Source organism: Stenotrophomonas sp. Steno-C15, assembly GCF_056393265.1.
In genome coordinates this window covers 45,554-66,413 of the sequence record NZ_JBWJPF010000017.1, presented here as the reverse complement: position 1 = coordinate 66,413, position 20,860 = coordinate 45,554, and the positions used below count along the sequence as shown (strand labels likewise).

Annotated in this window: 14 protein-coding genes; 13 read left to right on the top strand and 1 reads right to left on the bottom strand. The window is 66.0% G+C overall.

Translation table 11 applies throughout. The annotated features are described in order from the left end of the window. Positions 1–36 precede the first annotated feature (36 nt). Genes AC06FB_RS13500 through AC06FB_RS13490 form a run of 3 tightly spaced genes read left to right on the top strand, consistent with a single transcriptional unit; the run spans position 37 to position 2,404 of the window. A complete protein-coding gene (locus AC06FB_RS13500) occupies positions 37–291 on the top strand; it encodes a FeoA family protein (protein ID WP_053519514.1) in 255 nt (84 codons plus the stop codon). Continuing rightward, positions 288–2,150: a ferrous iron transport protein B gene (feoB, locus tag AC06FB_RS13495; RefSeq protein ID WP_478053774.1), complete on the top strand. Its 1,863-nt coding sequence runs from the start codon at positions 288–290 to the stop codon at positions 2,148–2,150. The genes AC06FB_RS13500 and feoB overlap by 4 nt, the downstream gene beginning before the upstream one ends. Then, positions 2,150–2,404 carry a DUF6587 family protein gene (locus AC06FB_RS13490; protein ID WP_459040396.1) on the top strand — a complete coding sequence of 85 codons (255 nt, stop codon included), beginning with the start codon at positions 2,150–2,152 and terminating at the stop codon, positions 2,402–2,404. Before feoB ends, AC06FB_RS13490 begins: the two co-directional genes overlap by 1 nt. Positions 2,405–2,447: 43 nt before the next feature. Here the strand turns inward: AC06FB_RS13490 and AC06FB_RS13485 are convergent, their stop codons facing one another. Beyond that, entirely contained in the window at positions 2,448–3,209 is a 762-nt protein-coding gene (locus AC06FB_RS13485) for a 3-oxoacyl-ACP reductase (RefSeq protein WP_262218468.1), read from the bottom strand. 89 nt (positions 3,210–3,298) lie between these two features. Here AC06FB_RS13485 and dapB point away from each other — a divergent pair, with 89 nt between their 5' ends. The 10 genes from dapB to AC06FB_RS13435 all read left to right on the top strand — a co-directional run bounded on the left by dapB (position 3,299) and on the right by AC06FB_RS13435 (position 20,860). Further along, complete coding sequence (gene dapB / locus AC06FB_RS13480) at positions 3,299–4,030, top strand: 4-hydroxy-tetrahydrodipicolinate reductase (RefSeq protein ID WP_081284436.1); 732 nt, start codon at positions 3,299–3,301, stop codon at positions 4,028–4,030. Positions 4,031–4,356: 326 nt separating this feature from the next. Next, positions 4,357–5,484, top strand: a complete 1,128-nt coding sequence (carA, locus tag AC06FB_RS13475; RefSeq protein ID WP_053519346.1) for a glutamine-hydrolyzing carbamoyl-phosphate synthase small subunit — start codon at positions 4,357–4,359, stop codon at positions 5,482–5,484. A 150-nt stretch (positions 5,485–5,634) separates the two neighbouring features. Then, positions 5,635–8,877, top strand: a complete 3,243-nt coding sequence (gene carB, locus AC06FB_RS13470; RefSeq protein ID WP_197571294.1) for a carbamoyl-phosphate synthase large subunit — start codon at positions 5,635–5,637, stop codon at positions 8,875–8,877. A gap of 8 nt (positions 8,878–8,885) precedes the next feature. Further along, the gene (gene greA / locus AC06FB_RS13465; protein WP_026347191.1) at positions 8,886–9,350 is read left to right on the top strand and encodes a transcription elongation factor GreA; all 465 of its coding nucleotides are present in this window, start codon (positions 8,886–8,888) and stop codon (positions 9,348–9,350) included. Between the two features lie 4 nt (positions 9,351–9,354). Beyond that, a complete protein-coding gene (locus AC06FB_RS13460; RefSeq protein ID WP_180876017.1) occupies positions 9,355–10,272 on the top strand; it encodes a phosphoglycerate mutase in 918 nt (305 codons plus the stop codon). A 175-nt stretch (positions 10,273–10,447) separates the two neighbouring features. Further along, entirely contained in the window at positions 10,448–12,205 is a 1,758-nt protein-coding gene (gene recJ / locus AC06FB_RS13455) for a single-stranded-DNA-specific exonuclease RecJ (protein WP_164152632.1), read from the top strand. 200 nt (positions 12,206–12,405) lie between these two features. Next, the gene (locus AC06FB_RS13450) at positions 12,406–14,649 is read left to right on the top strand and encodes a type VI secretion system Vgr family protein (RefSeq protein WP_065175609.1); all 2,244 of its coding nucleotides are present in this window, start codon (positions 12,406–12,408) and stop codon (positions 14,647–14,649) included. Between the two features lie 19 nt (positions 14,650–14,668). After that, positions 14,669–16,285 (top strand): hypothetical protein, encoded by a 1,617-nt coding sequence (locus AC06FB_RS13445; RefSeq protein WP_262218548.1) that lies wholly within the window; start codon positions 14,669–14,671, stop codon positions 16,283–16,285. Continuing rightward, positions 16,282–16,410 (top strand): hypothetical protein, encoded by a 129-nt coding sequence (locus AC06FB_RS13440; RefSeq protein WP_006441023.1) that lies wholly within the window; start codon positions 16,282–16,284, stop codon positions 16,408–16,410. Before AC06FB_RS13445 ends, AC06FB_RS13440 begins: the two co-directional genes overlap by 4 nt. A 19-nt stretch (positions 16,411–16,429) precedes the next feature. Beyond that, on the top strand, positions 16,430–20,860 hold the full coding sequence (locus AC06FB_RS13435; protein ID WP_262218549.1) for an RHS repeat-associated core domain-containing protein: 4,431 nt from the start codon (positions 16,430–16,432) through the stop codon (positions 20,858–20,860).

Sequence of the window (20,860 nt, the reverse complement as noted above, 5' to 3'; positions counted from 1 at the left end):
TCGAGAACCATTTACATCCAGCAGAGAACAGGCTAGATGACGCTGTCCGAACTGCCCCTGCATACCTCGGCCGTGGTCGACTCCGTGCAGGACCTGCATGCCAACGATGCCATTGCCCGCCGCCTGCGCGAGCTGGGCTTCGTCAAGGGCGAGGAGGTCCGCCTGGTGGCCAAGGGCCCGCTGGGGGGAGAGCCGTTGCTGGTGCAGGTCGGGTTCACCCGTTTCGCACTGCGTATCAGTGAAGCCAAGCGCGTCGTGATCGACGCTGCCAGCCAGGAAAGACGTGCATGACCGCATCCGCCACTGCCGCCCCCCTGCGCATCGCGCTGGTCGGTAACCCGAACAGCGGCAAGACCGCCCTGTTCAACCAGCTGACCGGCAGCCGGCAGAAGGTCGCCAATTACACCGGCGTGACCGTCGAGCGCAAGGAAGGACGCCTGCGCGCACCCTCCGGCCGCGAGTTCGCCGTGCTTGACCTGCCGGGTGCATACAGCCTGCACCCGGCAAGCCTGGACGAGGCGATCACCCGCGACCTGTGCCGGGGCTTCTATCCGGGCGAGGCCGCGCCGGACGTTCTGTTGTGCGTGATCGACGCCACCAACCTTCGCCTGCACCTGCGCTTCGCACTGGAACTGCGCGAGCTGGGCAAACCGATGGTGGTGGCGCTGAACATGGTGGATGCGGCCGAGCGCCGTGGCATCCAGCTGGACGTGGCAGCGCTGGAGCGCGAGCTGGGCGTGCCGGTGGTCGAGACCGTGGCGGTACGCAAGCAGGGTGCGCGTGCGCTGGTCGAGCGCCTGGACCGCATGGTGCCGCACCTGGATGCGCCGGTGCCGCCGGCTGAGGACGGCGTCGACTACCACGCCCGGGTACGCGACATCCTGGCGGTGGCCGTGCGCATGCCGGCGCGCACCGCGAAGATCGACGACACGCTTGACCGCTGGCTGCTGCACCCGGTGTTCGGGCTGGTGACGCTGGTCGTGGTGATGTTCCTGATCTTCCAGGCGGTGTTCGCCTGGGCGACACCGCTGATGGATGGCATCGAGGCCGGCTTCGGCTGGCTGGGCGAGGTGGTCGGTGGCGCGCTGCCGGAGGGGCCGCTGACCAGCCTGCTGACCGACGGCATCATCGCCGGCCTGGGAGGCGTGGTGGTGTTCCTGCCGCAGATCCTGATCCTGTTCGCGTTCATCCTCGCGCTGGAAGAGTCCGGCTACCTGCCACGTGCAGCGTTCCTGCTCGATCGGCTGATGGCCGCGGCCGGCCTGTCGGGGCGTTCGTTCATCCCGCTGCTGTCCAGCTTCGCCTGCGCGGTGCCGGGCATCATGGCCACCCGCAGCATCCAGGATCCACGCGACCGGCTGGCGACGATCCTGGTGGCGCCGCTGATGACCTGTTCGGCCCGCCTGCCGGTGTATGCCCTGCTGATCGCCGCCTTCATTCCCGATGGCAAGGTCGGCATCTTCAACCAGCAGGGCCTGGTGCTGTTCGGACTGTACGTGGCCGGCATCCTCAGCGCGCTGGCGATGTCGTGGGTCATGAAGAAGTGGCGCCGCGACAAGAGCGAGCATCCGCTGATGCTGGAGCTGCCCTCGTACCGTATTCCGCATCCGCGTGATCTGGCAGTCGGCCTGTATGAGCGCGGCATGATCTTCCTGCGGCGCGTGGGCGGCATCATCCTGGCGCTGACCGTGCTGCTGTGGTTCCTGCTGTCGTTCCCCGGTGCGCCTGCCGACGCCACGCTGCCGGCCATCGATTACAGCTACGCCGGCCGCATCGGCCATGCGATGACCGCGGTTTTCGCCCCGCTGGGTTTCAACTGGCAGATCTGCATCGCACTGATTCCGGGCCTGGCCGCGCGTGAAGTGGCGGTTTCCTCGCTGGCGACGGTGTACGCGCTGTCCGCGGCCGACGACGATGCGGCGATCTCGGCGCTCACGCCGGTGGTGGCCGATGGCTGGTCGCTGGCCACGGGCCTGTCGCTGCTGGTGTGGTTCATCTATGCGCCGATGTGCATTTCCACGCTGGCCACCATCAAGCGTGAGACCAACTCGTGGAAGAAGATGGGTTTCGCGGCGTTCTACCTGTTCGCAGCGGCCTACGTTGCAGCGCTGATCACCTACCAGGTGACCGTGGCGCTGGGAGGCGGCTGATGGACGCAGGACTGCTGCTCCAGTACCTGCTCGTTGCGCTGGCCGTGCTGGTCAGCGCGTGGGTCGTACTGAAAAAGCAGTTCCCCGGCAGCGTGCGCAGGATGCGCGGCGCCTTGGCGCTGGCGCTGCTCAAGCCCGGCCGCGCCGGCTGGCTGCAGGCGCTGGGCCGCAGGATCGCGCCGCCTGTCAGTGGCGGCGGCAGTGCCTGTGGTGGCTGCGACAGCTGCGGGCCGACGCCGCCGAAGCAGCACTGACGATGCCGGGAGAGAGCGGGGGGCTGCTGCGCTCGCCGAAGCGTCAATCCCGCACCAGCCCACCGTCCACCACCAGATTCTGGCCGGTGACCGCGCGCGCCCAGGGGCTGGCGAAGAACAGCGCGGCGTCGGCGAACTCGGCCGGCGTGGTCACGCTGCGCAGTGGCGTGTTGGCGGCGATGTAATCGAACACCGCCTGCGGTGTCGCCGCGCTGGCATCGGTGCTGCGCAGCAGGCCGCCGGACAGCATGTTGACGGTGATGCCCTGCGGCCCCAGGTCGCCGGCCAGGGTGCGGGTCAGCGAAAGCAGGGCGGCTTTGGCGGCCGTGTAGTCGTGATAGGGCACCACCGGGTTCTGGAACAGATTGGTGCCGATGTTGATGATGCGGCCGAAACCGCGCGCCTGCATGCCGGGCAGGGCGGCCTGCACGGTGTTGAGCGCGCCGCGCACGCTGCCTTCGAACTGCGCCTGGAACGCCGGCCAGCCAATGTCGGCGGCGCCGTCGCGCGCATCACCATTGAAGGAGAAATCGGCCAATGCGTTGTTGACCACGGTGGTCACGCCCTGGCCGAAATGCGCCAGCGCCTGCTGCAGCAGTGCCTCGATCTGGCTCCGGTCGGTGACGTCGGCGCGGAGCGCGAGTGCCTGCCCGCCCAGCTCCACCGCCAGCGCACGTGCGGCCGCCTCGCTGCGGTGGTAGTTGATGATGATCCGGGCACCCTGCGCGGCGAATGCGCGGGCGATATGCTGGCCGAGGCCGCGGCCAGCGCCGGTGACCAGTACCAGCTGTTCGCTGATCTGCATGGGAAATGCGGTCCATTGCATGAAGAGTCCTGCAGCGTAGCAGCGATGATGCTTGCCGGACCGGGCATGCTGCCGCTAGCCTGCGGGGCATGAACCAGACTCCCCTGCGATTGCTCATTCACGGCGCTTCCGGGCGCATGGGCCAGGCCCTGCTGCGGCTGGCCGCCGATCATCCCGAAACCCTGCAGATCGTGGCGGCGGTGACCGGCCGCGCGCCGGCCCAGCGGGTGGTCGACGGAGTGCCGTTCTTTGCCGCCAGCGAGCTGGCAGGGGCGCCGGCATTCGATGTGGCCATCGACTTCAGCCTGCCGGAAGGCTTCGATGCGATGCTGGCCCTGTGCGTTGAACGCGGCGCAGGCCTGGTATCGGGTACCACCGGCATCTCCAGTGCGCAGCGCCAGGCGCTGGACGCCGCCGCGGCGCGCATTCCGCTGGTGTGGGCTTCGAACTTCAGCCTCGGTGTCGCGGTGCTGGACGAGCTGGTCGAGCGCGCTGCGCAGGCCCTGTCGGGCTGGGACTGCGACATCGTGGAATCGCACCATACGCAGAAGAAGGATGCGCCCTCGGGAACGGCACTGACCCTGGGCGCAGCCGCGCAGCGGGGTGGGGCGGATCCGCAGTACGCCAGCCTGCGGGCCGGCGATATCGTGGGTGAGCATCTGGTGCAGTTCACCGGCCTGGGCGAGCGCATCGAACTGGTCCACCGGGCGACCAACCGCGACATCTTCGCCCGCGGTGCGCTGTTTGCCGCCCGCCAGCTGCAGGGGCGGGCGCCCGGGAGCTACCGGGTGCGCGACCTGCTGGACACCCCGGCGGACTGATTCACGGGGTCGGATCCCTTTCCCACGGAAAGGGATCTGACCCCTCGCCGCGATTGGGGTCAGAGCCCTTTTCCCACATGAAAAGGGATCCGACCCCGGCCATCGCGCTTTGCACACGCGGGCGTATTGAAATGAATACGCAGTCGCCTGTTCATGAAACGATTCAACCGCTGGCGCGAGCGCTCCGGCAGCGCTACAATTCGCACTCGCCGAATCACCAAAGCCGGACCGGTCCTGAACCGTACGTCCGCGCTTTTTTGCAACCGGATTTCCGTGAAGCACAGGCGTGACTTCGGCACCCCCTCGGTAGCCAAAGTGAGATTTCCGTGACCCAAGCCGCAATCCTCGTCCTCGAAGACGGCACCGTATTCGAGGGCGAATCCGTAGGCGCGCCCGGCCTGTCCGTCGGTGAAGTGGTGTTCAACACCGCCATGACCGGTTACCAGGAAGTGCTGACCGATCCGTCCTACGCCCGGCAGATGGTCACGCTGACCTATCCGCATATTGGCAACACCGGCATGACCGACCAGGACGACGAAGCCTCCAAGGTGTGGTCGGCCGGACTGATCGTGCGCGATGTGCCGCGCCGCCCCAGCAACTGGCGCAGCCAGGTGTCGCTGCAGGACTGGCTGATCCAGCGTGGCGTGGTGGCCATCGCTGGCATCGATACCCGCAAGCTCACCCGCATCCTGCGCGAGAACGGCGCCCAGAACGGTGCGCTGATGGCAGGTGACATCGATGTTGAGAAGGCGCTGGAAGCCGCCCGCAAGTTCCCGGGCCTGAAGGGCATGGATCTGGCCAAGGTCGTCACTACCGAGAAGACCTATGTCTGGACCGAGGGCCAGCTGGACCTGGATGCCAACGCCTTCGTCAGCGTGCCGGCCCGCTTCAAGGTCGTGGCCTACGATTTCGGCGTGAAGACCAACATCCTGCGCATGCTGGCCGAACGCGGCTGCGAAGTGACCGTGGTGCCGGCGCAGACCCCGGCGGCTGAAGTGCTGGCGCTGAAGCCCGACGGTGTCTTCCTGTCCAATGGCCCGGGTGACCCGGAGCCGTGCGATTACGCGATCGCCGCGATCAAGACCTTCATCGACGTGAAGATTCCGACCTTCGGCATCTGCCTGGGCCACCAGCTGCTGGGCCTGGCCTCGGGCGCGCAGACCGTCAAGATGGGCCATGGCCACCATGGTGCGAACCATCCGGTGCAGGACCTGGACAGTGGCCGGGTGATGATCACCTCGCAGAACCATGGTTTCGCGGTCGATGAAGCCACCCTGCCGGCGACGTTGCGCGTGACCCACCGGTCGCTGTTCGATGGCACCAACCAGGGCATCGCACGCACCGATGTGCCGGCGTTCTCCTTCCAGGGCCATCCGGAAGCGTCGCCGGGCCCGCACGACGTCGGTCCGCTGTTCGACCGTTTCGTGACCCTGATGGAACAGGCCAAGGCGTGATCCGCAGGCCACCGGCGACCGGTGGCACCGCGATGGACCGTAAGCCCCCGCATTGCTGCTGCCTCCCGGCGCGGCGCTGCGGATCGAGATTCCTGATCGACAGCGTGCGATCACTCCCCCTTGTCACGCTGTACTGACTTAGAGAAGAAAATGCCCAAGCGCACTGACCTAAAGACCATCCTCATCATCGGTGCCGGCCCGATCGTCATCGGCCAGGCCTGCGAGTTCGACTACTCCGGCGCCCAGGCCTGCAAGGCCCTGCGCGACGAGGGTTACCGCGTGGTGCTGGTCAACAGCAACCCGGCCACGATCATGACCGACCCGGAGATGGCCGACGCCGTCTACATCGAGCCGATCAACTGGCAGACGGTCGAGAAGATCATCGCCAAGGAGAAGCCCGACGCGCTGCTGCCGACCATGGGGGGACAGACCGCGCTGAACTGCGCGCTGGACCTGGCCGACAACGGCGTGCTGGAGAAGTACAACGTCGAGCTGATCGGTGCCAAGCGCGAAGCGATCCGCATGGCCGAAGACCGCGAGCTGTTCCGCGTGGCGATGGGCGAGATCGGCCTGGAGTGCCCGACCGCCGCCGTCGCCCACACGCTGGACGAAGCGCTGGAGATCCAGACCCGCGTCGGCTACCCGACCATCATCCGTCCGAGCTTCACCCTGGGCGGCAGTGGCGGTGGTATCGCCTACAACCGCGAAGAGCTGGTGGAAATCGTCAGCCGCGGCCTGGAACTGTCGCCGACCACCGAAGTGCTGGTGGAAGAGTCGGTGCTGGGCTGGAAGGAATTCGAGATGGAGGTGGTGCGTGACACCGCCGACAACTGCATCATCGTGTGCTCGATCGAGAATCTCGATCCGATGGGCGTGCACACCGGCGACTCGATCACCGTGGCCCCGGCGCAGACCCTGACCGACAAGGAATACCAGCGCCTGCGCGATGCCTCCATCGCCGTGCTGCGCAAGATCGGCGTCGATACCGGCGGCTCCAACGTGCAGTTCGGCATCAACCCGAAGACCGGCCGCGTGGTCGTCATCGAGATGAATCCGCGCGTGTCGCGCTCCTCGGCGCTGGCCTCCAAGGCCACCGGCTTCCCGATCGCGAAGGTGGCCGCCAAGCTGGCCGTGGGCTACACCCTGGACGAACTGAAGAACGAGATCACCGGTGGCCTGACCCCGGCGTCGTTCGAGCCGTCCATCGACTACGTGGTCACCAAGATTCCGCGTTTCGCCTTCGAGAAGTTCCCGGCCGCCGATGCGCGCCTGACCACCCAGATGAAGTCGGTGGGCGAAGTCATGGCGATGGGCCGCACCTTCCAGGAATCGGTACAGAAGGCGCTGCGTGGCCTGGAAACCGGCAAGGTCGGCTTCGACCCGACCGGCCTGGACCTGGCCAACGAGGAAGACCTGCAGACCCTGCGCCGCGAGCTGAAGGCACCGGGTCCGGAGCGCCTGTTCTACGTGGCCGACGCGTTCCGCGCCGGCATGAGCGTGGAAGAGATCCATGCGCTGTCGTTCATCGACCACTGGTTCCTGGACCAGATCGAGGAAATCATCGCTGCCGAAGGTGAAGTCGCTGCCGACGGCATCGACGCGCTCGACGCTGCGCGTCTGCGCAGGCTCAAGCGTGCCGGTTTCTCCGACGCCCGCCTGGCCCAGCTGACCGGCACCAACGAAGCGGCCATCCGCGCACTGCGTCGTGCCCACAAGGTGCGCCCGGTCTACAAGCGCGTGGACTCCTGTGCTGCCGAGTTCGCCACCGGCACCGCCTACCTGTATTCGACCTACGAGGACGAGTGCGAGGCCGCGCCGAGCAACCGCGACAAGATCATGATCCTGGGCGGCGGTCCGAACCGCATCGGCCAGGGCATCGAGTTCGACTACTGCTGCGTGCATGCGGCGCTGGCGCTGCGCGAGGATGGTTATGAAACCATCATGGTCAACTGCAACCCGGAAACCGTGTCGACCGACTACGACACCTCCGACCGCCTGTACTTCGAGCCGCTGACGCTGGAAGACGTGCTGGAGATCGTCGAGCTGGAACAGCCGAAGGGCGTGATCGTGCAGTACGGCGGGCAGACGCCGCTGAAGCTGGCGCGCGCGCTGGAAGCCAATGGCGTGCCGGTGATCGGTACCAGCCCGGACTCCATCGACCTGGCCGAAGACCGCGAGCGTTTCCAGCAGCTGGTGGACAAGCTCGGCCTGAAGCAGCCGCCGAACCGCATCGCCCGCAACGACCAGGAAGCCCTGCTGCTGGCCCGCGAGATCGGCTACCCGCTGGTGGTGCGTCCGAGCTACGTGCTCGGTGGCCGTGCGATGGAGATCGTGTACGGCGAAGCCGATCTGGCCCGCTACGTGCGTGATGCGGTGAAGGTGTCCAACGATTCGCCGGTGCTGCTGGACCGCTTCCTCGACAACGCTGTCGAGTGCGATGTCGACATCATCGCCGACAAGGATGGCAACGTGCTGATCGGTGGCGTGATGGAGCACATCGAAGAAGCCGGCGTGCACTCGGGCGATTCCTCGTGCTCGCTGCCGCCGTACTCGCTGTCGGCCGAGACCCAGGCCGAGCTGCGTCGCCAGGTGGTGGAGCTGGCCAAGGCGCTGAACGTGGTCGGCCTGATGAACACCCAGTTCGCGATCCAGACCAGCGACGAGGGCGACGACACCGTCTACCTGCTTGAAGTGAACCCGCGTGCCTCGCGCACGGTGCCGTTCGTGTCCAAGGCCACCGGCATGCCGCTGGCCAAGATCGCCGCACGCTGCATGGCCGGCAAGACCCTGGCCGAGCAGGGTGCGACTGAAGAGATCGTGCCGGACTACTACTCGGTGAAGGAAGCGATCTTCCCGTTCGCCAAGTTCCAGGGCGTCGATCCGATCCTCGGGCCGGAAATGCGCTCCACCGGCGAGGTGATGGGCGTCGGCCGCAGCTTCAACGCCGCCTTCGCACGCGCGCAGGAAGCCGGCGGCATCAAGGCCCCGCCGATCGGCAAGGCCTTCGTGTCGGTGCGCGACCCGGACAAGAAGCGCGTGCTGCCGGTCGCCAGGGCGCTGCTGGCGCGCGGCTACAGCCTGGTGGCCACCCGTGGCACCGCTGCCTGGCTGCAGCAGCATGGCATGCAGTGCGAGATCATCAACAAGGTGGTCGAGGGCCGTCCGCACATCGTCGATTCGATCAAGAACGGCGAGATCGTCTACATCGTCAACACGACCGAAGGTCGCTCGGCGATCAACGACTCGTTCTCGATCCGTCGCGAGGCGCTGCAGCACCGCGTCACCTACTCGACCACCATTGCCGGCGCCAAGGCGCTGGTGGATTCACTGGAATTCCGCGGCACCGGCCCCGTCTGGTCGCTGCAGGAGCTGCACAAGGAGTTGAATGCATGAGAGCCCCCATCACGATGAAGGGCGCGCAGAAGCTGCGCGACGAACTGGATCACCTGAAGTCGGTCAAGCGGCCGAAGGTGATCGCCGCGATCGCCGAAGCGCGTGAGCATGGCGACCTGAAGGAGAATGCCGAGTACCACGCCGCGCGCGAGGAACAGGGCTTCATCGAAGGCCGCATCAAGCAGCTGGAAGGCGAGCTGTCGCACGCCGAGATCATCGACGTGAGCAAGCTCAATGCCGGCTCCAAGGTGGTGTTCGGCGCCAGCGTGACCCTGGCCGACGTGGAAACCGACGAAGAGAAGAAGTACCAGATCGTGGGTGACCTCGAAGCGGATATCAAGCTGGGGTTGATCGCGATTTCCTCGCCGGTGGCGCGCGCGATGATCGGCAAGCTGGAAGGCGATTCGATCGTGATCGACGCCCCGGCTGGGCAGCGCGAGTACGAGATCGTCAGCGTCAGCTACGTGGACTGAGCACGTGGCGACGGCGACCCTGCTGTTGCCCGCACGCAGCCGCTTTGCCGCGGCTGCGCTGCCGGACGATGTGGCACGTGCGCTCGGCCGTGCCACTACGGTGCAGGTCGAGCCGGGTGAACGGGCGCAGCTGATGCGCCATTTCACGGTCGCCGCGCCGCACTGGCCGGTGGCCGCGCTGACCCGCCAGCGTGACGTGGGCGATGCGGCCGGTGCCAGCTGGCTGCGCGCCGATCCGGCCTGCATGGTGCCGGACATGCATGGCGCGCGGATGATGGCCTACGGCGAAACCCTGCGACCAACCCTGGCAGACAGCCTCGCCCTGCTGCCGGTGCTGCAGCCGTTGTTCGCCGAGGCCGGCTTCGTGCTCGACGCGCCTGATCCGTCGCGCTGGTATCTGCGGCTGCCGATCGATACCGCACTGCCGGCGTTCGACGGTCCCGACGAGGTGCTCGGCGATGACCTGTTCTCGCACCTGCCGGAAGGCGAGGGCGGCCGCCGCTGGCGGGCGCTGATGACCGAGGCGCAGGTGCTGCTGCACAACCACTCCTGGAACCAGCAGCGTGCCGCGCAGGGCCAGCAGCCGATCAATTCGCTGTGGTTCTGGGGCGGTGGCGTGATGCCGGTGTCGGTCAGCACGGTGCATGCGCAGGTGCGCAGCCGCGATGCGCTGCTGCAGAGCCTGGCGCAGGCCGCTGGCGTGGCGGTGGATGGTGAGCAGGCTGTCGATGCGCTGGTTGACCTGCGCCAGCTGCGTTCGCTGCAGCAGTTGGGCAACGAGGCGATCCGCCCGCTGCTGGCCGCGTTGAAGCGTGGCGAACTGCAGCGGCTGGTGCTCGATTTCGAGGACGGCCTGCAGTTCCAGCTGGATCGCGGACAGCGCTGGCAGTTCTGGAAGAAGCCGCGCCAGCTGCACGACTGACCGGGGACTCGGTCGAGCGGGGGTCGGATCCGTTTTCCATCGGAGAACGGCTCTGACCCCGATGTTTGCCGGGGTTGCCGCCAGCGGCCGGCACTACCGCAGGTGCCGGGCGCAATCCCGCCAGCCTCTCCCACGCGCGGTATCATCCCTCTGTCTTTCGTAACCGGCGATGCCGATGTCCCTTGCCGCCGATCCAGCGCTGCCGTCTTCCGATACGCCGACAATCCGACGCCGTGAGGCAGCGACGCCGGCTGCATGGCCGGAGGGAACGCTGCCACTGCTTGCACGTCTCTATGCCAGCCGTGGCGCGGGGACGCCGGAACTGGCGCTGCCGAAGCTGGGCAATCTGCATGCCCCCGAACTGCTGACCGGCATCGACGCTGCGGTCGACCTGCTGGTCGAGGCCATCGCCAATGACAAGCGCATCCTGGTGGTCGGCGATTTCGACTGTGATGGCGCTACCGCCTGTGCGGTCGGCGTGCGCGGCCTGCGCATGCTCGGCGCACAGCATGTCTTCCACGCGGTGCCCAACCGGATGGTGCACGGCTATGGACTGTCGCCCTCGCTGGTGGAGGAACTGGCCGCGCTGAAGCCGGACCTGCTGGTCACCGTCGACCATGGCATTGCATGCCATGCCGGCGTCGCGGCCGCCAAGGCGCGTGGCTGGCAGGTGCTGGTCACCGACCATCATCTGCCGGGCCCGCAGCTGCCTGCGGCCGACGTGATCGTCGATCCGAACCTGGATGGCGACGCATTTCCCAGCAAGTCGCTGGCCGGTGTCGGCGTGATCTTCTACGTGCTGATGGCGCTGCGCCGGCGGATGCGCGAGGCCGGCGTGTTCGCCGATGGCAAGGGCCCGGACCTGACCACGCTGCTGGACCTGGTGGCGGTCGGCACCGTGGCCGACCTGGTGGCGCTGGATCCGAACAACCGCGCACTGGTCAGTGCGGGCCTGCGCAGATTGCGTTCGGGGCAGGGCTGTGTCGGCCTGAAGGCGCTGATCGAAGCCAGTGGGCGCGACGCGGCGCGGCTGACCGCGACCGACATCGGCTTCGCCCTGGGCCCACGCCTGAATGCCGCCGGTCGGCTGGAAGACATGGCGCTGGGCATCGCGCTGCTGCTGACCGAGGACCCGCGGCAGGCGCGGGAGATCGCGCAGACGCTGGAGCAGATCAATGCGGAACGCCGCGCCGTGCAGCAGTCGATGACCGACGATGCCGAGCAGGCGCTGACCCGAGTTGTGCTGGACATGGCCGGGCAGCGGCCGGTGGCGGCCTGCCTGTTCGATGCCGAGTGGCATCCGGGCGTGGTCGGTCTGGTGGCCTCGAAGATGAAGGATCGCCTGCACCGGCCGGTGATCGCCTTCGCGCCGGCCGAGCCCGGTGCCGACACCCTGCGTGGCTCCGCGCGTTCGATTCCGGGCCTACATATCCGTGACGCGCTGGCATTGGTCGATTCACGGCATCCCGGCCTGATCGAACGCTTCGGCGGTCACGCCATGGCGGCCGGCCTCAGCCTGCGGCTCGATCATGTCGACGCCTTCAAGGCGGCCTTCGTTGCCGTCGTGCTGGAGATGCTCGACCCAGCGGCACTTCAACAGCAGGTGCTCAGCGACGGTGAACTGGCGGCGGACGAGCTCGACCATCGCCATGCCGATGCGCTGCGCCTGGCCGGTCCTTGGGGCCAAGGCTTCCCGGAGCCGCTGTTCGATGGCCATTTCGAAGTGGCCAACTGGCGCGTGCTGAAGGAGCGGCACCTCAAGCTGGAACTGCGGCTGCCGGGCGTACCCGGCACGATCAACGCGATCCATTTTGGCGGCTGGCATGGCAATGCGCCGAGCCGCCATGTGCACCTGGCCTACCGGCTGGCCTGCGACGACTATCGCGGTGGTAGCGCCATCCAGCTGATTGTCGAGCATTGCCTGCCGGCGTGAGGCAGCGTTCGCGCACTCCCGCCGGGGCCAGCGTTGGCGACGGGGTCGCGGGGAAGGAAATGTGAGGAAATTCGCAGTTCCTTGAATTTCCTTAATGAATTCATCTCTTTATCCAGAGGCAAAAGCGTCAAAAAGCTGGCGCATGTCACCTGCCGGTGGCAAAGTCGGGCCACGACCAACATGGGACGACGGAACGCCCGATGTACGCCGAATCACTGCTTCCCGGCGCCGCACTGCAGCGCCTGCACCAGGACCGACGCCTGATCCGCGTCGAAACCGCACTGGATCCGGACACTTTCCTGGTCAAGCGTTTCGAGGGCAGCGAGGCGGTGTCCAGCCCGTTCGCCTACCGTATCGAACTGCTGTCGGTCCAGCCGCGGCTGGAGCTGAAACAGCTGGTCGGGCAGCCGCTGCGCCTGCAGCTGGGCGATGAATTCGGCAACCGCAGCGTGCACGGCTACGTTCGCGAGTTCGCCAGTACCGGCCAACAGGCCCAGTTCAGTGCCTACCGGGCCGAGCTCGCGCCCTGGTTCGCCTTCCTCGATTACACCTGCAACTGCCGGATCTTCCAGGACCGCAACGTGCTGCAGATCATCGAGGAGGTGTTCCAGGGCTACGCACAGCTGGCGAAGTTCCGCTACGACCTCAATGCCGGCAAGCTGCCGCCGCTGCCGTACTGCGTGCAGTACAACGAGTCCGATTTCGCCTTCGTCAGTCGCCTGCTGGAAGATGCCGGCCTGTACTACAGCTTCGTCCATGACGAAGAGGGCCATACGATGGTGATCAGCGACGATTCAACGCTGAGCACCGCGCACGGCGAACCGCAGCCCATCGCGTTCGTGTCCGACCAGGGCACGTTGGCCAGCACCGGTCTGCACCGCTGGGGTGCACGCCGACGCGTCGGGCCCAGCGTGCAGACCCTGCGCAGTTTCGACTTCAAGCAGCCGGGCCAGACGCTGGATGGCAACCAGGGCAATCAGGTGCCGCTGGGCCTGCTGCCGCCGCTCGAGCAGTACCGCTACGACGGTGCGGCGCGTTTCACCAACAGCCGCATTGGCCAGGCGCTGGCGGCGGTGCGCAACGAGGAAGTGGCGTGGCCGACCAAGCTGTTCGAGTGCGCGGGCAATGCCGGTGAACTCGATGCCGGCGCCTGCTTCGAACTGGAGCGGCACCCGGATTTCATCGGACGTGACGATACCGACCGCAGCTTCTTCGTGGTGAGTGTGCAGCGGGAAGGCCACAACAATTTCGCTGCCGATTTCGGCAGCGCTGAAGCCCCGAGTGTTGAAGTGCAGGCCGAGGTGCTGCGCCGTCGTATCCCCTACAGGCCGCTGCGGCGGACGCCGTGGCCGCGCATGCCGGGACCGCAGACCGCCACCGTGGTCGGTCCGCCGGGGGAGGAACTGCATGCCGACCGCTATGGCCGGGTGAAAGTGCAGTTCCATTGGGACCGCCAGCTCGATCGCCGCGAGAATGCCTCGTGCTGGATCCGCAGTGCGAGTCCGTGGGCAGGCGCCGACATGGGTGGCGTGTCGCCGCCGCGCGTGGGCCAGGAGGTGATCGTCGATTTCCTCGATGGCGACCCGGACCGCCCCATCATCACCGGTCGTGTCTACAACGAGGACAACATGCCGCCGTTCGGCATGGAGGTGAGCGGCCTCAAGTCGAAGACGGTCAAGGGCGCGGGCTGGAATGAGATCACCATGCATGATGGCGCCGGTGGCGAGCTGCTGAACATGCGGGCGCAGCGTGACATGGTCACCACCGTGCTCAACGACCAGAACGCCAGCGTCAAGAACAACAAGTCCACATCGGTGTCGGTCAACCATCGAATGGACGTCGGCGCCAACCAGGACATCAGCGTCGGCGGCAACCGTGGCATCACGGTCACCGGCACCGACACGCTCGGCGTTACCGGCACCCGCACCACCAATGTGACCGGCGCGGTGACCGAGAAGTACGAAGCAGGGGAAACCAAGACGATCTCTGCGGCCGGCTATACCGAAACCATCACCGGCGACTTCAAGACCACCCTGACCGGCAACTTCACCAGCCAGCGCACCGGCACGTGGACCGAGACCGTCACCTCGACCTCCAGTCGCACGGTTGGCGGACTGGTGACGGAGACGCTGAATGCCGCGCGGGAGGTGACCATTACCGGTCATGACAAGCGCAGCGTGCAGGGCAAGGTCGACGACAGCAATGTCGGCGAGCGGGTGATCGACGTCACCGGCAATTTCAGCCAGGACGTGACCGGTACGCACAGCCAGGGCTCGGATGGCGCGATGAGCCTGGAGTCGGCGGTCAAGCTGTCCACCAAGGTGGGTGGCTCGGTCATCGAGATCACCGACAGCGCCATCAAGATCACCGCCGGTGGCTCGGAAGTGGTCATCGACGCAGGCGGTGTGTCAGTCAACGGCAGCGAGATCAAGCTCAACTGCTGAACAGCACGGGAGATACACCATGCAGGACACCCCCATGCTGCGCGGCCTGAACGCATTGCGCGATGCCTGGCTGGAGGCCAGCGCCGACAGCAGCAGGCGCCTGTTGGTATGGCGTCTGCCGGCTGCCGCCAGCCGCCTGCTGGCCGCGTTCTTCGAGATGCAGCGCAACGACGCAGGGCGTGATACGCCGGACTGCTTCCTGCGCATCGATACCGCCTATGAGCTGGGCTTCCGTTACAGCCGGCAGGTCAAGCAGGATCTGCTCGACCGTTATCTGGCCAGCCAGGACGATCTGCGCGCGCAGCAGGTGCCATTGGGCTGGCGTGGCCCGAGCGAGGCGCATCCGGACAGCGCGCAGGGTGTGGTCGATGTGCTGGAGAGTTTCATCGACCATCACGGCGAGCATCTGCGCCTGCTGGCTGCCGTGCTGGAACCGGAGCGTTGCGTGCCCGGTGAAGGCTTCGAGCGCTGGCTGGATGCGGCGCTGGCCGCTGCGCCGGGAGAGCGCCTGCGACTGGTGCTGGTGGATACCGAAGAGGACCCGCGCTGGCAGCCGCTGCTGGAGCGTCATGCCAGGACCGCACGGGTGGTCACCGCACCGGTCGACATGTTTGCGATTGCCCGGGATACCGCCGCGCAATCCGGTGGTCGCGGTCCGGAAGTGCTGTACCGGCAGCTGCTGGCGGACCTGATGCTGCTGCTGGAGCGAGGCAGTCCGTCGCAGGTGGTGGCCCGCGCCGGACGCGCGCAGGGCCTGGCGCAGCGGCATGGCTGGCAGGACCAGCAGTCGGTGGTGCAGATGATGGTGGCTGGTGCCTGGCTGAAACATGGCGATCACAGCCAGGCGATCAACAGCTACCGGCAGGCACGCAGCGCCGCCGAAGGTGCACGTGCCGGCGGCAATCCTGCCGCGCCGGAACTGGTGATGCAGAGCTGGTTCGGTGAAGCGGGCTGCTGGTTGGCGGCCAAGCAACCCGAGCGTGCGGCACACACCTACCTGCAGGCATCCGCGTCCGCAGCCAGCATTCCGCACCCCATGTTCGCACTGGAGGGCCAGCGCATGGCGGGCTGGTGTCATGTGCAGGCGGGCCAGCGAGAGGCTGCGCGCACGCAGCTGCTGGAGGCGATCCGCATCGCCAAGCCGCTGTCGCCGGCCGATCGCAAGGCGACGACGCTGCCGCAGGCATTGTGGGATCTGCTGCAGCTTCAGGACGCACGACGCTGCCAGCAACTGCAGCAGGTCGCCACTGACTACCTGCAGGCCAGCACCGGCCTGCTGGAGAAGGCGGACGCGCAGGGGCGCGCACTCGGCCCGCGTCCTCCGCGTCCGGCGCTGGATGCCATCGACGCCGAGCTCGATGCCGCGCTGGAGCGCGGTTTTCATCGTGCGCAGCAGGAACGCGAGCGGCTGATCCAGGGCGGTGACGAATTCTTCCGCAAGATCGTGGCCGTCGGCCGTGATTTCCTCGACCCGGGCTGGAACGGCCTGCCGGCGATCGAACACCCGCTCGACCACGAGATTCCGGTGTGGAGCGAGCCCCCGGCGATGCAGCCGCTGCCCGATCCCAGTGGCCTGCTGCAGCCGCCCGTGGCGGCGCCTGCAGGGCCCGCCGTTACAGGAGTGGCTGTTGCATGAAGTCGAACAAGACCGTGGTGATGCTGGTGGCCATCGTGCTTGGCATCATCGTCGTGACCTGGATCAGCGCCGAGTACCGTGACGAAGTAAAGGCGTTCCTGCGCGCGTTGTTCCGCGCCTTGTAAAGCAACAGGGAGTGTTGCCGTGAGCATCGCCGCCAAGCATTTCGATCCGCAGTTGGGTATCGACATCCACATGTATGCGGTGCCGCCGTGCCCGCTGCCGACGCCGCACATCGGCCTGGTGCTCGATCCGTTCGACTACATCCCGTTCATCGGTTCGACCATCAAGGTCAACGGCGTGCATCGCGGCACCGCCGGTACCGGCGGCCTGGATATCCACATCCCGCTCGGTGTGTGGGGGCCGCCGTTGGCGGCACCGATGGGCCCTCAGTTCGACGGCGAAGAGATCTTCATGGGCAGTCGTACCGTGTCGGCCGATGGCGAGCCGTTCTCGCGGCTGGCGATGCCGGTGCTGGACTGCAATCTGGCCGGCATGATCAACCCGTTCCGGGTGAAGAAGCCGAAGAAGCCACTTCGGGCGATGTCACTGCCGACCGGCCTGAACGTGGCCATTCCCACCAGCGTCAAGGTGGGAGGACCGCCGACGGTGTCATGGACCGCGCTCGCGTTCCGCGCCGCCTTCGCCGGACTGGGCAAGCTGCGCAAGAGTGCGTTCTTCCGCAAGAAGATGGATGCCTTTGCCAATTGGCGGCGTGGCAAGTGGGGAAACCTGCCCTCGGGTTTCCTGAAGTGCAAGGTGCTTCGCGCCGAGCCGGTGGACATCCGTGATGGCAGCGTGGTGGTCAACCACCAGGATTTCGATGTACCGGGCCGCTTGCCGCTCACCTGGCAACGCAGCTACGGCTCGCGCCACGCGGACGCGCCGGGTCTGTGCGGCGCGGGCTGGCAGACGCCGGCAGACATCCGCCTGGAGCTGCTGGCCGATGGCAGCGTCTGGCTGTCCGGCCCCGACCAGGTCGCGTTCTTCCCCGAGCTGCCGCCCGCTGAGGGAGAGGCTGGGGCGATTCTCGATTTCGTCGATGGCGCGCGCCTGCTGAGGCGGCGCGGGCAGTGGCGGGTGCGCTTCAAGAACGGCCTGCAGTACGTGTTCGGTGGCGAGCTGCCTGCAGGTGTCAGCGCGTTGCCGGGCCCGCAGTCCTGGCCGATCGAGCGCATCGAGGATGCGCATGGCAACCACTGGCGCTTCGAGCGTCGCGACGGCCATCTGGTGCGCATCGTCGAGAGCGGTATCGGTGACCTGCAGGGCCGCTTCATCGAAGTGGAGGCGCGCCACGGCCACATTGAGCGCATGGCCCTGCACGACCCCGCCACCGGCCTGGCCCATCCGCTGGTGAGCTACCGGTACAGTGCCGAAGGTGACCTGCTGGCGGCAGTCGACGCACTGGGGGCGCCACGCACGTTTGCCTATGAACGTCACCGCATGGTGCGGCATACCGACCGCGTGGGCCTGTCGTTCCACTATGCGTTCGATGCGCAGGGCAGGGTGGTGCATTCGTGGGGCGATGGTGGTCTCTACGATTATCACTTCGAGTACGACGCGCTGCTGCGCGAGACCCGGGTGACCGACTCGCTGGGTCACCTGAGCGTGGTCAAGTTCGACGAGAACCAGCTGCCACTGTGCGAGATCGATCCGCTCGATGGCGTGACGCTGTTCGAGTACGACGATTTCGGGCGGACCGTGGCGGTGACCGATCCGGAAGGACTGCGAACGGCGTTTGCCTATGATGCGCATGGCAACCTGGTCTGCCTGACCCGCGCCGATGGCACGTCGATCCAGATGGAGTACGACCTGGACGACCACATGGTGTCGTTGCGTACGCCGGATGGTGTCGACTGGCAGCAGGCCTACAATGGCCAGGGCCTGCTGGTCAGCCAGACCGATCCATTGGGTGCAACCACCCGCTTCGACTACGACGCACAGGGCCAGTTGCAGGCGCAGACCAACGCACGGCACGCGGTCACGCAACTGCGCTATGACCGTCATGGACTGGTGGCCGCGGTTATCGATGCGCTGGGCCATCAGAGCCGGTTTGAGCATGATCCACTCGGCAACCTGCTGCGCCAGGTCGACCCGCTGGGGCAGGTCAGCCGCTACGAGTACGACGCCAAGGGACGCCTACTGGCCACCGCTGGCCCCGACGGCAACGGTGTGCGTTGCGAGTATGATGCCGAAGATCAGCTGCTGCGCTATACCGACGAAGCGGGCGCGCAGACGCGGCTGCAGTACGTGGGCATCGGACAGATCAGCAAGCGCCTGCAGGCCGATGGGCACAGCGTGGAGTACCGCTACGACACCGAAGAGCAGCTCATCGCGGTCATCAACCAGCGCGGCGAAACCTATCAGCTGGTGCGCGACGCGCTGGGCCGCATCGTCGAGGAAGTGGACTACTGGGGGCAGTCGCGGCGCTATACCTATGACGCGGCCGGACGACTGACCGCCACCGTGGATCCGCTGGGCCAGCGCATCGCCTTCACCACCGACAAGCTCGGGCGCATCACCCGCAAGACGCTGCCGGATGTACGCCATCCTGGACAGCAGGTACAGGAACACTTTGTCTACGACGTGCAGGGCCAGATTGTCGAGCTGCGCAATCCGGTGCGTACAGTGAAGCGCCGGTATGACCCGCTGGGGCAATTGCTGGAGGAACTGCAGGACGGGTTCCGCGTCGGCTATGCCTATGATGAAGTAGGCAACCGCGTACTGCGCGAGACCGCTGCCGGCAATCGGTTAGCGTTCGGCTACGACTTGCGCGACCAGACCGTATCGGTGGCCATCAATGACGAGCCGCCGATCTCGATGGAGCGCGACGCGCTGGGCCGCACCACGCGCGAGCAGCTGAGCCCGCAATTGCAACGCGAGTTCACCTACGACAGCCGCAACCTGCTGACCTCACAGTCGGTGTTGAAAGATGCCGCCCCGTTGTTCGAGACGCGTTACGACTACGACCGCAGTGGCAACCTGACCAAACGTAGCGACAGCGCACAGGGCGTTGATGAGTACCGCTACGACGCGATCGGGCGCCTGCTGCAGCATATCGACCCGAAGGGAAGGGTCGAGCGCTACTTCAACGATCCGGCCGGCGACCGGCTGCGCACCGAAGTGAAGCAGGTGCAGGCGCGCAAGGTGGTAGGCGGCGACGACGACGACCTGACCACCTGGACGCGCGAAGGCACCTATCAGGGCGTGCACTACGTGTTTGACCGGGCGGGTGATCTGGTGCGCAAGGGCGCACCGCAAGGGGATGCGCCGGATGACCTGACGCTGATCTGGGATGCCAACCATCGGTTGGCGGAGAGCCGCCGCAACGGGCAGTCAACGTACTACGGCTATGACCCGCTGGGGCGGCGGGTGTTCAAGCGCAACCCGACGCAGACGACGTGGTTCTTCTGGGATGGTGATGCGTTGCTGGGCGAAGTGCAGCAGGCCAATGACGCCGAAGAGGCGGCGCCGGTGTGGGTGGGGAATGTGGGCAGCCTGGTCGAGGTACGGCGTCGGCAGCGGCAGCTGGAGAGGCTGCATGAGCGGGTGCGGGAGTATGTGTACTACCCGGGTACGTTTGTGCCGTTGGCGTTGGTTGTAGAGCGCTCCAGCAGGGGCGTAAGCGCAACTAGCAGTGCTCCAACTCCCGCAGCGAGCGGCGCAGATGCTCTGCTACATCGTAATCGTGCTTCAATACCAGTGAGTTCCACAGTTGGGGCCAGTAAACGCGGTATCGGTTTGTTGGGCGGTGGAGCATCATTGGGCTCAAGTGGGTTAATCATTGCCGCCGAGGTGGTCGAGCGCGGTGAAAAGCCACCCGAGCCGCTTCACAGTGAAGCGGCATTTGCCGATCCCGTTTCAAGCCTAGTGGGCGAGCTGGGATCTTCAGGTGCCAAGGTCAAGGAAAACCAACCGGGCAAGGAGGTATGGGTCTATCAAGTTGATCCTAATGGACGGCCCATCCGGCTGCTTTGTCGCGACGGGAGGTGCGGCTGGTCAGGCTCGTATGATGGTTGGGGCAAGTTGCATGAGGAACGCTTCGATGACGGGGTTCACAACTTCATCAGATTCCAAGGGCAGTACGCGGACCTTGAAACCGGCCTCCACTACAATAGATATCGCTATTACGATCCGCACGCGGGTTCGTATGTTTCAGAGGATCCAATTTCTATTGCTGGTGGAGTAAACATATATGGATATGCAAGGAATCCGTTTCGCTGGTTTGATGCGCTGGGGCTCTATGTAACAAAAACACTTGCTGAGTGGTTGAAGGATTACCCAGATCTATTGCAGGAGGCTAGGGATAAATTCAAGAGCGCGCCTGAGTGGCAGGGCATCGACCCGGATAGTACGCCCGTGTTCTATCGGCCGAAATCGGAAGTGGACGTTATTCGCGCTAAACCTGGAGAATCCGGTGGCCATCATCCTCACGGCTTGGCGCTGGGTGGGCCAGAGGGGCAGGTACTAACGATTACGAATGAAACGAGAAAGATTAAGAATCCGAATCATAGTGCTGCAACTGGATTGCAGAGAAGAATAATAAATGTGATAAAGGCGCAGTGTAGGAGCTGA